The 13,275-nt window shown below is 41.7% G+C and carries 14 protein-coding genes; 3 read left to right on the top strand and 11 right to left on the bottom strand.

What is annotated here, in order from left to right:
- Positions 1-112 precede the first annotated feature (112 nt).
- The 4 genes from msrQ to QUE03_RS06095 all read right to left on the bottom strand — a co-directional run bounded on the left by msrQ (position 113) and on the right by QUE03_RS06095 (position 2,985).
- Positions 113-724, bottom strand: a complete 612-nt coding sequence (gene msrQ / locus QUE03_RS06110) for a protein-methionine-sulfoxide reductase heme-binding subunit MsrQ (protein ID WP_286266190.1) — start codon at positions 722-724, stop codon at positions 113-115.
- Positions 725-765: 41 nt separating this feature from the next.
- A complete protein-coding gene (msrP, locus tag QUE03_RS06105) occupies positions 766-1,773 on the bottom strand; it encodes a protein-methionine-sulfoxide reductase catalytic subunit MsrP (RefSeq protein ID WP_286266187.1) in 1,008 nt (335 codons plus the stop codon).
- A 205-nt stretch (positions 1,774-1,978) separates the two neighbouring features.
- A complete protein-coding gene (locus QUE03_RS06100; protein WP_286266185.1) occupies positions 1,979-2,347 on the bottom strand; it encodes a glutaredoxin family protein in 369 nt (122 codons plus the stop codon).
- Between the two features lie 86 nt (positions 2,348-2,433).
- Positions 2,434-2,985, bottom strand: a complete 552-nt coding sequence (locus QUE03_RS06095; protein ID WP_286266183.1) for a DUF2058 domain-containing protein — start codon at positions 2,983-2,985, stop codon at positions 2,434-2,436.
- Positions 2,986-3,187: 202 nt separating this feature from the next.
- Here QUE03_RS06095 and QUE03_RS06090 point away from each other — a divergent pair, with 202 nt between their 5' ends.
- Together QUE03_RS06090 and QUE03_RS06085 are read left to right on the top strand one after the other, a co-directional pair.
- Positions 3,188-3,412 (top strand): hypothetical protein, encoded by a 225-nt coding sequence (locus tag QUE03_RS06090; protein ID WP_286266181.1) that lies wholly within the window; start codon positions 3,188-3,190, stop codon positions 3,410-3,412.
- Between the two features lie 42 nt (positions 3,413-3,454).
- Positions 3,455-3,637, top strand: coding sequence for a hypothetical protein (locus QUE03_RS06085; RefSeq protein ID WP_286266177.1), 183 nt, complete (start codon positions 3,455-3,457; stop codon positions 3,635-3,637).
- A gap of 88 nt (positions 3,638-3,725) precedes the next feature.
- Here the strand turns inward: QUE03_RS06085 and QUE03_RS06080 are convergent, their stop codons facing one another.
- The 7 genes from QUE03_RS06080 to QUE03_RS06050 all read right to left on the bottom strand — a co-directional run bounded on the left by QUE03_RS06080 (position 3,726) and on the right by QUE03_RS06050 (position 10,536).
- On the bottom strand, positions 3,726-5,978 hold the full coding sequence (locus tag QUE03_RS06080; protein ID WP_286266175.1) for a xanthine dehydrogenase family protein molybdopterin-binding subunit: 2,253 nt from the start codon (positions 5,976-5,978) through the stop codon (positions 3,726-3,728).
- The gene (locus tag QUE03_RS06075) at positions 5,975-6,475 is read right to left on the bottom strand and encodes a (2Fe-2S)-binding protein (RefSeq protein WP_286266173.1); all 501 of its coding nucleotides are present in this window, start codon (positions 6,473-6,475) and stop codon (positions 5,975-5,977) included. Before QUE03_RS06075 ends, QUE03_RS06080 begins: the two co-directional genes overlap by 4 nt.
- Positions 6,476-6,525: 50 nt before the next feature.
- Complete coding sequence (locus QUE03_RS06070; protein ID WP_286266171.1) at positions 6,526-7,194, bottom strand: nucleotidyltransferase family protein; 669 nt, start codon at positions 7,192-7,194, stop codon at positions 6,526-6,528.
- A complete protein-coding gene (locus QUE03_RS06065) occupies positions 7,175-8,257 on the bottom strand; it encodes an XdhC family protein (RefSeq protein ID WP_286266169.1) in 1,083 nt (360 codons plus the stop codon). The genes QUE03_RS06070 and QUE03_RS06065 overlap by 20 nt, the downstream gene beginning before the upstream one ends.
- A gap of 4 nt (positions 8,258-8,261) precedes the next feature.
- Positions 8,262-8,717 carry an iron-sulfur cluster assembly scaffold protein gene (locus QUE03_RS06060; protein ID WP_286266167.1) on the bottom strand — a complete coding sequence of 152 codons (456 nt, stop codon included), beginning with the start codon at positions 8,715-8,717 and terminating at the stop codon, positions 8,262-8,264.
- An 8-nt stretch (positions 8,718-8,725) separates the two neighbouring features.
- Positions 8,726-9,952 carry an aminotransferase class V-fold PLP-dependent enzyme gene (locus tag QUE03_RS06055; protein ID WP_286266165.1) on the bottom strand — a complete coding sequence of 409 codons (1,227 nt, stop codon included), beginning with the start codon at positions 9,950-9,952 and terminating at the stop codon, positions 8,726-8,728.
- A 242-nt stretch (positions 9,953-10,194) separates the two neighbouring features.
- Entirely contained in the window at positions 10,195-10,536 is a 342-nt protein-coding gene (locus tag QUE03_RS06050) for a hypothetical protein (protein ID WP_286266163.1), read from the bottom strand.
- A gap of 267 nt (positions 10,537-10,803) precedes the next feature.
- Here QUE03_RS06050 and QUE03_RS06045 point away from each other — a divergent pair, with 267 nt between their 5' ends.
- Positions 10,804-13,191: a penicillin acylase family protein gene (locus QUE03_RS06045; protein ID WP_286266161.1), complete on the top strand. Its 2,388-nt coding sequence runs from the start codon at positions 10,804-10,806 to the stop codon at positions 13,189-13,191.
- The last annotated feature ends 84 nt before the right edge of the window (positions 13,192-13,275 follow it).

Here is a 13,275-nt window from a genome sequence, read left to right as displayed (position 1 = left end):
AAATAAAAGTTCATTTAGCGCTAACCTGCTAACATATTAAAAAAAAAGCGTAACAACAAGTTACAATCACATTTTCCACTGCGGTTTGCGTCAAGATGTCAAATAAATGCGATTAGCGGTTATTTTTTTTAGGCAATAACCATTGTTTTATACGCTTGCCACGAATGCTTAAAAGCGCAATGACAATAGCGAGATAAATGGACGGTTCTATAATTTCCGACTTCACCGACCAATAAAAATGGACACCAACAAGACATGCCATGATATAAGTATAGTTATGTAGTTTTTGCCATGACGGCCCCAGCCTCTTTTTGTAGTAGCTCAACGAGGTCACGCTAAGTAACGCCATGATCACAAATGCAGCCATGCCTACGGTAATGTATGGTCTTTTAATTATTTCACTCCCCAGCAACGCGATATCAAATTGCAACTCAAATGCAACGAAATTGAGCAGATGAAAAAGCGCATAAGTCGCTGCATATAAGCCTAACAGCCGACGACTTTTGAGCAAATTAGGCCATTTAAATTGCTTTGCTACTGGCGAAATAAGTAAAGTGATAATCAATAAATTAAAGGCGCCAATCCCAGTAAAGTGTATAACAGTCTCAACCGGATCAGCGCCAATGGTGTCGCTAAAGGCACCATAATATAAGTAGAGAATAGGCAGTGCAGCGCTAAGATGAATAATGACCTTAAGCCAAAACAAAGGAAGAAATTTTAACATCTAACAAATATCCCTCAAATCAATAAGTAAATATGGCGTATTTAGTAGTATTTACTTAAGTTCATGCCCTTGTATAAGTGCGCTACTTCTTCGCCATAACCATTAAACATTTGGGTTTCAATGCGGTTTCTAGCGAATAGGCCTCCACCGGTTATTCTACGTTCGCTCGCTTGGCTCCACCTGGGATGAGAAACATTCGGGTTTACGTTGGCATAAAAGCCGTACTCACTAGCAGCAAGCTGGCTCCACGTTGTCGGCGGCTGCTTATCGGTGAGGGTAATTCGAACAACGGATTTTATACTTTTGAAGCCGTATTTCCACGGTACGATTAGCCTGATAGGTGCGCCGTTTTGCGGTGGCAGTGTTTTACCATACAAACCAACACTCATTAGCGATAGGGGATTCAGTGCTTCGTCTAACCGTAATCCTTCAACATAAGGATAATGAATCCCACCGCCAATAAATCGACTGCTTTGTCCCGGCATTTGCTCAGGATCGTACAATGTTTCAAATGCCACAAACTTGGCATTGCTGTTCGGTTGCGCTTTTTTAATCAACTCAGCTAGGCTAAAACCTATCCACGGCACCACCATTGACCATGCTTCAACACAACGCAGACGATAGATACGCTCTTCAAGCGCAAACAATTTGGTTAAGTCGTCATAATCAAGCGTAACGGGATTATCAACTAAGCCATCAACCTTTAATTGCCATGGGTCCACCTTAAATGCCTGCGCATTTTTTACAGGATCAGATTTGCCAGTACCGAATTCATAGAAATTATTGTGGGAGGTAACTTTAGCCTCAGGGGTTAATGTTTGGTTATTCGAATCATCTTTTTGATAAGTTAATGTATTTTGCTTAAAGCTCGGCTTGTCGTCTGAGCCAAAAAAATCGATGGCATGAGCTTTATTGCTCGTGCCAGCGATAAGTGCACTTGCACCTATAAAGCCCATTCCTTTTAGTAACTGACGTCTTTCCCGGTAAATATTTTCTGATGTTACTTCGTTTTCTGATATTGCATAACGCTTTGGTGTTTTGATTAGCACAACGTAAATCCTGACCTATGAACTATTAAGTAATAAGAGCAGAACATGCTGAATTATCTTTCAAAATTAAATTACGGTTGAGGAATAAAATCTAATTATTGGCAGGAGCAGAGTAAATGAACTAAATAGTAAACAAGAAGGATAGAAAATAGCGTACTAAAAAGTACGCAGTTTTCCCACGCTATTGAAAGTTAAGTTGTATAACTTATGAGCGAATAGTGGTGCTGAGGTAATTAATGATGTCATTAGACTCGTACATCCAAGTAACACCTTCTTTACCGTTATCAATACGCAAGCAAGGTACTTTTGCTTTGCCGCCGCCTTTTAGTAGCTCTTCACGTGGTGCGCCCTGATTAGCTTTAATATCTACTATAGGCATTTCGATACCTTGACGTTTTAGCGCTCTTCTCACTTTGACGCAAAAAGGGCACGCCGCCAGTTGATACAGGCTAAGGTGACTTACTTGTTCAGCGATGCTTTGCTTTTGCTCTGCGCTAAGCTGAGGTTTTTTCGGGCTAGTGATGAAGTCAATCAGTAGGATAATTCGGCCAAGTAGCCAACGAATAATGAACATTTTTTATACGCCATTGCTGAAAAAAGGCGACATTCTATCACAATAATGAAATGCCGCTAGTGAGTGCTTAGCTCTCGAGATAAAAGTTACCACATCAAATCATCAGGAATTTGGAATTCTGCGTAAGGATCATCTTCATCAATCGACTGTTCTTCCACTTTGTCATTCTTCAACAAGACAACTTTTTCATCCAAGGTCGCAATTTTATCCGCAGTTTCACTGGTGACAATATAAGTAGTTTGATCCAATCCACACAATGCCAATCGCCCTTTAATGAGCGCCTGCTGCGTGACATTGTCAACATAGAGCTTTTTCACTTTATTATCGAAAGTATAATTATACTCGTTTTCACCATTCACGTTTTTGATTTGATGATGCTCAAGGATTTGTAAGATCCTTAGGTACTGCTCTTTTTCAACAAGGGCCTGTTGTTTTTGCGCTTCAAGTTGAGCATCTTTCGCTTGTTTTTCAGCTTGTTGCTTTGCCAAGTCTTGCTTTATTTGCTCTTGCAAAGAAACGCCTACGTCAACGCCGCTACGCTTTTGTTTATTTTTTTTACGCCTGTCCGTATTGGCCTGCCGCGCTTTTTGTTTGGTGGTTAACCCTGCTTTGAGCAGTTGGTCTTGAAGAGATGCCATTTCATTTACGTTACTTAAGAAATCATAGCTATATTCTATCAGCTCTAAAAATGAAAAAAAGCCTCGTTTTTACAGCTGAACTATATTGCATAGATCCATCAAGTTGTTCTCAAGGTCGCATTTTTCCTTTCTTTTTCTCTACTTGATTCGACTTTTGGAAAATTCATTCCAAAGTCAACTTTAAACAAACCGGAGAAATAAAATGAAAAACGGATTACTTACACTACTCTGTCTTTTATTTAGTTATTCAGTAGTAGCTAAAGAGCGACTAGAGGTTTATAAAGATTATGATATCGGCACGCAGTTGATGCAGGTCACTACGGTTAAAGTAGATCCTAACATGGGCGACGTCTATCTTGCTGGCTTAAGTCAAAGCTGGGTGAAAGCGGTTAAGATTCAAAAAGAGCTGGGTTATATCAAAGATTAGAAAATTTTTGGTAGTGACTACCCAGTTAGTGGTCAGTTCAATATGGTCTTAATAGTCTATTTTGAAAAGGCAGCCGACATGGAGCCAAGTAAGAAAAAATATGCGGCATTCATGAAAAAATGGGGCGAAGAAAATCAAAAGAAAGCCAATAAAATCTCAGCGAAGTATCCTGAAGTAAGAACGCTTACAGGAGAATATGTTATGCGAGAAATTATCATCAAATAGGCTATTTTTGTTCAGTCATAAAAAAGCGAGCTCATGTCCCGCTTTTTAACAAATCATCAAGTAAAGAAAGTTTCATTGCCCTAAAGTGCTACACAATCCCCACTTTACTCAAAGGTAGTTCACGATACCTGTTCCCCGTTGCCGCATAAATAGCATTACATATGGCGGGCGCTATAGGTGGTACACCAGGCTCACCTACGCCGCCTGGGAGCGCATCACTTTGAACGATATCAACATGAGTTGGCGGCGCATCAGTCATTCGAGCTAGAGGATAATCATCAAAATTACCTTGTTGGATGACACCGTTTTTCGCTGTTAACTCGCCATAGAAGGTCAGTGAAATGCCAAAAATTGCAGCCCCTTCCATTTGTGAGCGAATACGCTCAGGATTCACGGCAGTGCCGCAATCAACACTCATCCATATGTTACTGATGTTAATTTTCCCATCAGGCTGGGTTTGAACTTCAACCACGCACGCAACATAACTAACAAAACTGCGGTGGACCGCAATACCCAAGCCAGTGCCTTTGGCTCTTTTTTTATCCCACTGCGCCATGTCTGCAACGCGATTAACGACATTTTTTAAGCGCTTGGTATCGATAGGGAATTTGTCTAGTCCCTCACCATAATTACCGTACTTCGCTTGTTCTTTAGCAACGTCTATCGTTCTATCAGGCCCTATTAACTCAAGCAAATGTGCTTTACTGTCGACTCCTTTATGATGTGCAATTTCATCTGCAAATGAACACACAGCAAATGCTTGGTTAATATTAGTTACCGAGCGCATCCAACCAATTCGTGTATGTGCTGGCGCTTTGCCTGCTGCACAGCGCACATGGTCAATATGATATGGCATATCAACCAAACCTAGGTCACCTTCAAAGCCTATAACATCGGCTCCTTTGCTAAAGGTTGAGCTAATAGTAGGAAGTGCAACATGGTGTTGCCACGCTGTCACCTTGTTGTTTTGATCGAACCCCGCTTTAAGTTTTTGAAAACTCACCGCATGATAGTAACCATTTTTGATTTCATCTTCGCGAGACCACATCACACGCACAGGCGCTTTAATCAATTTTGAGATTAAAGCGGCTTCAGCGACAAAATCAGGTTTAGATTTTCGACCAAAGCCGCCACCAAGCAATGTCACATTCACGTTGACGGTTTCCGGCGGTACCCCTAACGTTTGAGCTACCGTATTTTGAGCTGATTGAGGTGTTTGTGTACATGCCCAAACATCAACGATACCATCATGAACATGTGCCGCTGCCGCAGGTGGCTCCATAGGAGCATGGGTTAGCTCAGGGACATAATAATCAGCCGTTATACTTGATGCCGATTGCTTAAATGCTACAGCCACATCACCCTTATTACGCAAAACGTTTGTCGGATTATCACAACTGGTTTTTAAGGCTTCTTTGTATGCGGCGGAATCATATACTGCATGTTCTCCGTCCTCCCATACGACGTTAAGCGCTTCACGTCCCTTCATTGCTGCCCACGTATTAGACGCTATCACTGCGATGCCGCCAAGTGGTTTAAAAACTGCTGGCTCGGTTAAATCATCCAGTTGAATCACATCGATGACGCCTGATATTTTCTTCGAAGCACTTGCATCAAGTGACTTAACCTTTCCTGCCAACACCGGCGGGCGTTCAATCATGACATAACGCATGCCAGGTAGCTCGACATCAAAGCCATAGGTGGTGTCACCCGTCGCTATTTTGTGACCATCAACTAAGGCGACATCTGATTTACCAATAAACTTAAACGCTGACTTGTCTTTTAATTTTAGTGTCGCTGCATCAGGGACTGTTAACGTTGCCGCGATGGCAACCAACTCACCAAAACTGGCTTGTTTATCACTATTTTTGTGATGAATTTTTCCATTTTTGGCGACACACTCATCCACAGGTACTTGCCATTTTTGCGCTGCCGCTTGTTCTAACATCGTTCTTGCTGAGGCGCCGGCTTCTCTTAACGGTTGATAGAAATTGCGAACAGACCGTGAGCCATCGGTATTTTGACTGCCGTATTTTTTATCACCAAGCCCTTGAATAACCTCTATTTTTTGCCAGTCAGCTTCAAGTTCATCAGCAACGATCATCGGAATACTCGTGCGGATCCCTTGTCCCATTTCAGAGCGATGGACAACAATACCAACGGTACTGTCAGCATTGATGTGGACATAAACATTAGGTTCAAATTTACTTGCTGCTTTACCGGCAAATGCTTTTGGCATCAGTGACAATGTTGGAAAATTAACGCCTAGCACCAAAGCGGTGCTACCGATCCCTAATCCTTTTAAGAAGCCGCGACGACTCACATTTTCGATAGTTTTCATACGTCAGCTCCTTCGACCTTAGGATCAAAAACATTAACGCCTTTAGCTACGCTTTCACTGGCAAGATGAATTGCCTCTTTAATACGTGTGTATGTCCCGCAGCGGCAAATATTTCCGCTCATTGCTGTGTCTATTTGTTTGTCAGTAGGATTAGGCGTATGTTCAAGTAAGGCCACCGCCGACATTATCTGCCCAGACTGACAGTAACCGCATTGTGGCACATTGAGCGCTTGCCATGCCTGTTGCACAGGGTGGGAGCCATCATCTGATAAACCTTCAATGGTGGTGATCGATTGTCCTTCAACAGCAGATACTGGCGTCAAACACGCACGAACCGGTTGACCATCTAAATGAATGGTACATGCACCGCACAAACCTTTACCACAACCGTATTTTGTGCCGGTATACTTTAATACATCTCGTAATGCCCAAAGCAAAGGCATATCCATATCATCTTGATATTGATGTGATTTTCCATTAACCATTAAGGTGATCATTGCGACTTCCTTTTGTTTATATTTATAGTTCTAGGATAGTGTTCGTAGTACTAGTCTTTTTTCATTTTTGACAAAAACATTGTTACTTTTGCTAATTGTTCTGGTGTATCTATATCTTCAAACGCATTGGGAATATCTACCATAAGAGTTGAAGATTTGAATTTTTCTACGATAGGTTTAGCACCTTGCTCCCCCTTTAGGCCAATTAAATTTGTAAAAAATCGTTTAGGAAAGATCACTGGCGGCCCATTAGCTTTCTTTTCTTGTCGATTTACTTGCCTTGATTGAATAATCATTTGTGGTGAATTTATGTGCTGTTTAACCAGTAAGTTTAGATCGGCCTGTGTTAATTTCCATTGATCAACAAGTACTATCATCGCCGCTTCAATATGGACCGGTAACTGGCTGATCGCCGCACTAATAGAACTTCCCATACCATCAGACCAAGCTATATTTTCCACGACGTTGACCTCAAGCTCTGATAACGCGCTACGCATTTGAAGAGCCTGACAACCAATGACACAATAAACATGAGGTGTCAGTGTTGATGCTAACTGACATTGACGATAAATAAGTGATTGGTGCTCAATTTCCACCAGTTGTTTAGGTTGGCCTAAACGAGAGGAACTCCCAGCAGCCAATACAATAATTGCTATCTTGCCTATTTCATTGGCTTGATGCTCTATATCTTCCTGTCGCTTATTTTGTGATGGAAACATTTAATTGTATGTCCATAAACAAAGGTTTTTCATTTTGTGCTGCACGAAATTTCGTTAACTGCTGTTGAATTTCAGCCATTATTGACAAAGCAATAGCTTGCGGGCTTCTTCCGCCAAGGTCCAGACCTATAGGGCCAAATACGCGATCATCGACATTGCCATATACTTCAGAGATATTTTCAAGCAATTTATCTCTACGCGCAGCAGGCCCAAGTACGCCAATGTATGGCAGTGATGACGCTATCGCATTTTTTAAATAATGTTGATCGTTTTCTAAATTATGCGTCATTATTACTATCGCATCATAGAGGTCCAATTCACTTGAGCTTATTTGTTCAGCTCTTATCTTACGCTTAATGTTTACTTCGCCAAATAGTGACTTATCTAACGAGGCTTGGCGATGATCCCATAAGGCGACTTGCCAACCTAATTGTTTTGCAAATTGCACGACAGGCACCGCATCAGGGCCAGCGCCACAAACCAATATTGAAATGGGGGGATAAACTGGGATATTAATCAATCGTCTCGATGAGCTAACCTCCACGTCTGCGGAAATAGAAGATACGCTCTTACCTGCAATCTTCGCAGTCTCAGTCACCTGTTGGTCGAAGCGTTCAACTCTTTCATCTGTCGATATAAAATAACCAATGGGTATTTCACCTGAAGCGGTTTGTTGAAAATAATTTCCTGATTTGCCATCAAGGGCATGGGTCAATACATCAGCAAAACCCAAATGCTGATTAGCGGGTGTCATAGGCTGTAATAATATTTTAATCTCGCCTTCGCAGCCGCCCCCTAGCCCCCACAGTAAGTCAGCATCACCGATTAAGTCATAATGCAATACCTTGGATTTATTCTCTGATAGTACTTGCTGGCTATGTAAAGCAATATCGGCTTCTAAACAGCCACCGCTTAAAAGTCCTGTACATTCACCTGCGGTACTAACGTGCATCATTGTCCCTACTTTTTGATACGTAGCACCCCGTGTTTCAATAATCGTCGCCAGCACACTTTCTTTATCTGCTGAAAAAGCACGGGCCAACTCAAACCAATTTTCTTGCATAAATTTACCCACCAGCCTCTAACACTTGTACCGCAGTGCGCCACGGTAGCAACGCACATTGTTGCCGAATTGGTAAAGAAAACACACTGTTTAACGGAGATAAATTTCCCTCAAATAATTTTTGTTCGTTGAAGGATTGCTCAACATCATTGATCACGGCAAGTGCCTGTTTAGTTGTCATAGAGACCAACTTTTCACACATCATAGAAGCGGACGCTCTGCAGATAGCGCAGCTTTCTCCTGAAAACACAATATTGCTGATGGCACCACTTTCTAGCTTAGCGTTGACGGTAATTTCATCACCACATTCTGGGTTTTCACCATCGGCAGATCTCACCTGTTTACCAGAAAGAGTAACGTCAAAGCCTATGGGTTTTTTATGATGGCGCAATAATGCCTGATGATAAAGTTTACTGATCGCCAACGGCTCGACACTATTATTGCTGTTTGTTTGTAACATATAAATACTTATTCAATTTTCATTATTTCATAGGTTTTAGTCAGCGCTTTAATCAGTTTATCAATGTCAGCCTTGTCATTGTATATTCCTAATGAAACACGAACTGAGCTTTTAAGATTCAAATAATGATGTAAAGGTTGAGCACAATGGTGACCAGCACGCACTGCAATATTTTCCAAATCAAGACACGTTGCTACGTCATGGCTGTGAACATGTTGTAGGTTAAAACTTACAATACCAGAATGATTAGTGCCCGTGACTAGTTCAACAAAAGGTAGCATCCTAAGCTGTTCGAACATGTAGCTGCTTAACTTTTCGATATAAGCTGATATCTTTGAGGGTTCCTTGTCTTGTAAATAGTCTATTGCTGCTTTTAGTCCAACAATAGCGGCAACATTGCGACTACCCGCTTCAAATTGCTGAGGGCCTTTACTGAACGTTACACCTTCAAGTGTCACTTGTTCAACAATCCCTCCACCATAAATAGAAGGTTGCATGTGTACTTGCACCGCCTGCTTGGCGTATAGCACGCCGATGCCAGAGCCAGCGTAACTTTTGTGTCCCGAATAAACATAGAAGTCGCAGCCCAATTGCTGAACATCAATTGCAGTATGAGCCGCAGCTTGGGCTCCATCAACGAGCAATTTAGCGTCATATTTTTGAGTTATTTTTGATAATGCTGCTATAGGATTTTTCACGCCAAGTACGTTAGAGATATGGCTAACAGCGACAAGAGCGGTGTTACCGTCTATTTGATTTCTAACTTGTGTTAGGTCCAACTCACCACAAGGCAATAATGAAATTACCCGCAACTGAGCACCAGTCTGCCAGCAGAGTTGTTGCCAAGGAAGTAAATTTGCATGATGCTCCGCAACAGAGATCAATACATTATGTTTTTCCGTGAGGTGTTGCTTTAAAAATCCATCCGCAACGAGGTTAATTGCATTTGTGGTGCTCGCCGTGAAAATAATTTCATCACTAGATAACGCCTTTATATAAGAAGAGACTCGGTAGCGTACCTTTTCAACAATAGCGGTTGACTCAGCACTAAGCTTATAAAAGCCCCGATGACTGTTGCCGTGATGATACAACTGATAGTCATTGACTGCCTTAGCCACAACAGTGGGCACAAGCGTCGTCGCAGCAGAGTCTAAATAAGAAAGGTCTTTATATTCTGCTTGTTCAAATAGGCTGAAATCTTTTTTCCACGGGCTAGCGTGTGCCGAAAGTGACATGTCATTAATTAAGGTTTGTTGTTGTCATAACAGCTTAACCCGAGTACTTAAGGACTAAAAGCATCAAATGTAAAAATTATTGTCTCATAACACCTGCTGGCTTCTGTAAAGTATTTAGTCGCGGTCAATGCCGCCGATTTCCCAATTGCTCTTTACTTAAGTGGATAAGGGTACAACGAACATTCGAGAATGTTTATCCCTACTACAAAGCTCCAATCGGCTTACTCAACACTCAATCACATTTAGACAAGCTTGAGCGATGGTTTAGCTTGCACGTTTGGCGTTTTGGTTTTACGAATTGACACTTCTTTATTAGTTGATTTTCCTTCATGAAATCTATGGTAGGAAAAATTATCCAACCCTAACGCTTCAGTGAACTTATAAAAAGTCATGAAATCTTCTTTAGTGAACTTATGTCCTTCCTTGGTCATCAACCCATCAATATACATAGAGCTGCCATTGATATTACAGTTGGCTATTGATGAATATGGCTCGCCATATTTGTCAACTTTGAGTGCCCGTACCATCTTAATTTCAAAGCACCACTCACCTATATGCATATATCGAGAAACTGAATCAGACATAGCTTAACCTTATTATTTTCTTACCCTAAAATCCCCGACAACAAAACAGGAATAATGGATAGAATTCTAACCGCGCGCAATTATTACATTTGATTAACAAAATCACCACTCAATTTAGCTCAGTTTAATCACACATATCACATGAATTACGGTAGCTCATTGAATTTATCACTAAAAACTGACAAATTAATGCTGTAATCTTTTTAGCGCTGCCATAATGGTTTAAACGAAACAGCAATAACATTCACTTTAAAAGCCAAAATCATAATGAAAATTAACAGATCAGTTATCTTTACGCTTCTTTCAATAACTATTTTTATTGCTGCTACTGCGGCCACTTGGATATATTCACGTATAGATAGCTCGTTGCCAATACTCGATGGCAAGAAAACAGTTTTTGGTTTATCAGCCCAAACAGTGATAGAAAGAGACGCTTCAGGCGTGCCAACTATAACGGCAAAAAACCGTGCTGATATTGCCGTTGCACTAGGCTTTGTTCATGCGCAAGAGCGATTTTTTCAAATGGATTTATTGCGTCGGAACTCCGCTGGTGAATTATCAAGTTTATTTGGTGATATTGCATTAGATTATGACAAGGAGATCAGAGTACATCGATTTAGAGAACGTGCTCGCGCTATAGTCAAACAGATGTCTAAAGAAGAAGAGCTACTGTTGAAAGCCTATACAAGAGGCGTTAATCAAGGGTTAGACTATTTAAAATTCGCCCCATTTGAATACCTTTTACTGAGCCAAGAGCCAGTGCCTTGGCAAGAAGAAGATACCGTTCTAACCGTACTCAGCATGTATTTAGATCTGCAATATGCTCAAGGTGAGCGTGAGCAAACTTTGGGCATTATGGCCAAAACACTTTCTGACGAAGTATTTAGTTTTCTAAACCCTAAAGGTAGCCAATGGGATGCAGCAATTGATGGCACTGAATTCTCACCGACATCATTGCCGGAAGGCGAGTGGCCCACGAGTTTATTGAGAAAAATTCAGACGACTAACACCCCAGAAAAAAGCACCAAAATAGCTCAAGAGCAATTTGTGGGTTCGAACAATTGGGCCGTATCTGGACACATTAGTACCACAGGAAGTGCTATCGTTGCTAACGACATGCATTTAGGTATTCGTGTGCCAAACACGTGGTTCAAAGCAAGGTTGCTGTATCGACAAGGTGAAGAAGACGTGGATGTTGTAGGCGTCACATTGCCAGGCACACCGAATATCATTGTCGGTAGCAATACTAATATCGCTTGGGGGTTTACCAACAGTTATGGCGACTGGAGTGACGTTATTGTGCTGAAAACGAATAAAGACAATAGCCAATATTTGACTCCTCAAGGCTACAAAGATTTCGAACACTTTAAACAAATCATAGCAGTGAAAGATAAAAAGTCTGTTGAAATAGATGTCATGGAAACGATTTGGGGCCCTGTTATCGGCAAAGACGGTGACGGTAACTTGCTTGCTTATCGTTGGGTTGCCCATGACTTGCGTGCGGTAAATTTAGCGGTTCTTGAATTAGAAACAGCAAAAAATGTCGATCAAGCGTTCGAAATAGCGTCAAGATCAGGCATACCAGCACAAAACCTAATGGTCGGTGACAAAGACGGTAACATCGGCTGGACCATCATGGGAGGGATCCCTAATAAATATGGGAATGTCGGTGAACTGCCACAAGACTGGTCAACTGGGGCGAACGGTTGGGATGGTTATGTGGAATTTGAAAGTTACCCTAAGGTAAAAAACCCAATAGACCATCGACTATGGACGGCCAATTCTCGGGTGGTAGGTGGCGAAATGCTTCGAACGGTAGGCAATGGCGGCTATGCAATAGGCGCTAGAAGCCAACAGATAAGAGATAGGTTATTTGAATCTGATCAGTTTAATGAGCAAAAGCTCCTAAACATTGCCCTAGACACAGAAGCGATTTTTATGAAACGTTGGCAAGCATTCTTAAATAAGAAAGTTTTAACCCCAACGGCCATCGCACAGAACCCTCAATGGCAAGAAGTCGCCACTTTATTGAAGGATGAAAGCCTGTCGGCAGAGGTTCATTCTGTCGCCTACCGCGTTGTCAGAAACTTCCGTCTGCATGTGCGAAACATAACCTTTGAGCCATTGATTGAGCAATTAACTGCACAAGATGAAAACTTTGACTTTCACACCATCAGGAACCAACTAGAAACGCCGCTATGGCAAATGATCAATGAGCAGCCAACCAATTACCAATGGCTTTCACGTGAATCTTGGTCAATAATTTTTATAGAAGCACTTGAGAATACCTTGATGGAGATGACTGACAATCAACCCTTGTCACAGGCATCTTGGGGACAGGAAAATCAAGCGGATATTAGGCATCCTTTAGCCTCATCAATCCCGCTTTTTGGACACTATTTAAATATGCCAGCGGAGCCTTTGCCCGGCGATGGGTTTATGCCACGCGTTGACGGTGGTTCATTTGGTGCATCTGAACGTATGATCGTCTCCCCAGGTCATGAGGAACAAGCCATTTTACATATGCCAACGAGCCAAGCGGGTCATCCGTGGAGCCCATACTTTGGCGTAGGCCATAGTGACTGGGTGAAAGGAAAACCATCACCTTTATTACCTGGCGAAACTAAATACACGTTAACACTACTAAGTTACTAAATAATATGAGCTAGAACGAAATATAAGCTTGTTAATACTTGCACTATGGGGACTAGCTCGTTATTGTACTAGCATGAAAATTAA

The organism is Thalassotalea atypica (assembly GCF_030295975.1).
In the GTDB taxonomy this organism is placed as follows: domain Bacteria; phylum Pseudomonadota; class Gammaproteobacteria; order Enterobacterales; family Alteromonadaceae; genus Thalassotalea_F; species Thalassotalea_F atypica.
The sequence above is the reverse complement of the archived record's forward strand: the minus strand, read 5'-3'. Positions and strand labels throughout refer to the sequence as shown.

Excerpts from the sequence above, each read along its gene's own strand:
- msrQ (WP_286266190.1), bottom strand. The coding sequence starts at position 724 with ATGTTAAAATTTCTTCCTTTGTTTTGGCTTAAGGTCATTATTCATCTT.
- QUE03_RS06100 (WP_286266185.1), bottom strand. The coding sequence starts at position 2,347 with ATGTTCATTATTCGTTGGCTACTTGGCCGAATTATCCTACTGATTGAC.
- QUE03_RS06095 (WP_286266183.1), bottom strand. The coding sequence starts at position 2,985 with ATGGCATCTCTTCAAGACCAACTGCTCAAAGCAGGGTTAACCACCAAA.
- QUE03_RS06090 (WP_286266181.1), top strand. The coding sequence starts at position 3,188 with ATGAAAAACGGATTACTTACACTACTCTGTCTTTTATTTAGTTATTCA.
- QUE03_RS06085 (WP_286266177.1), top strand. The coding sequence starts at position 3,455 with ATGGTCTTAATAGTCTATTTTGAAAAGGCAGCCGACATGGAGCCAAGT.
- QUE03_RS06080 (WP_286266175.1), bottom strand. The coding sequence starts at position 5,978 with ATGAAAACTATCGAAAATGTGAGTCGTCGCGGCTTCTTAAAAGGATTA.
- QUE03_RS06075 (WP_286266173.1), bottom strand. The coding sequence starts at position 6,475 with ATGATCACCTTAATGGTTAATGGAAAATCACATCAATATCAAGATGAT.
- QUE03_RS06070 (WP_286266171.1), bottom strand. The coding sequence starts at position 7,194 with ATGTTTCCATCACAAAATAAGCGACAGGAAGATATAGAGCATCAAGCC.
- QUE03_RS06065 (WP_286266169.1), bottom strand. The coding sequence starts at position 8,257 with ATGCAAGAAAATTGGTTTGAGTTGGCCCGTGCTTTTTCAGCAGATAAA.
- QUE03_RS06060 (WP_286266167.1), bottom strand. The coding sequence starts at position 8,717 with ATGTTACAAACAAACAGCAATAATAGTGTCGAGCCGTTGGCGATCAGT.
- QUE03_RS06055 (WP_286266165.1), bottom strand. The coding sequence starts at position 9,952 with ATGTCACTTTCGGCACACGCTAGCCCGTGGAAAAAAGATTTCAGCCTA.
- QUE03_RS06050 (WP_286266163.1), bottom strand. The coding sequence starts at position 10,536 with ATGTCTGATTCAGTTTCTCGATATATGCATATAGGTGAGTGGTGCTTT.
- QUE03_RS06045 (WP_286266161.1), top strand. The coding sequence starts at position 10,804 with ATGAAAATTAACAGATCAGTTATCTTTACGCTTCTTTCAATAACTATT.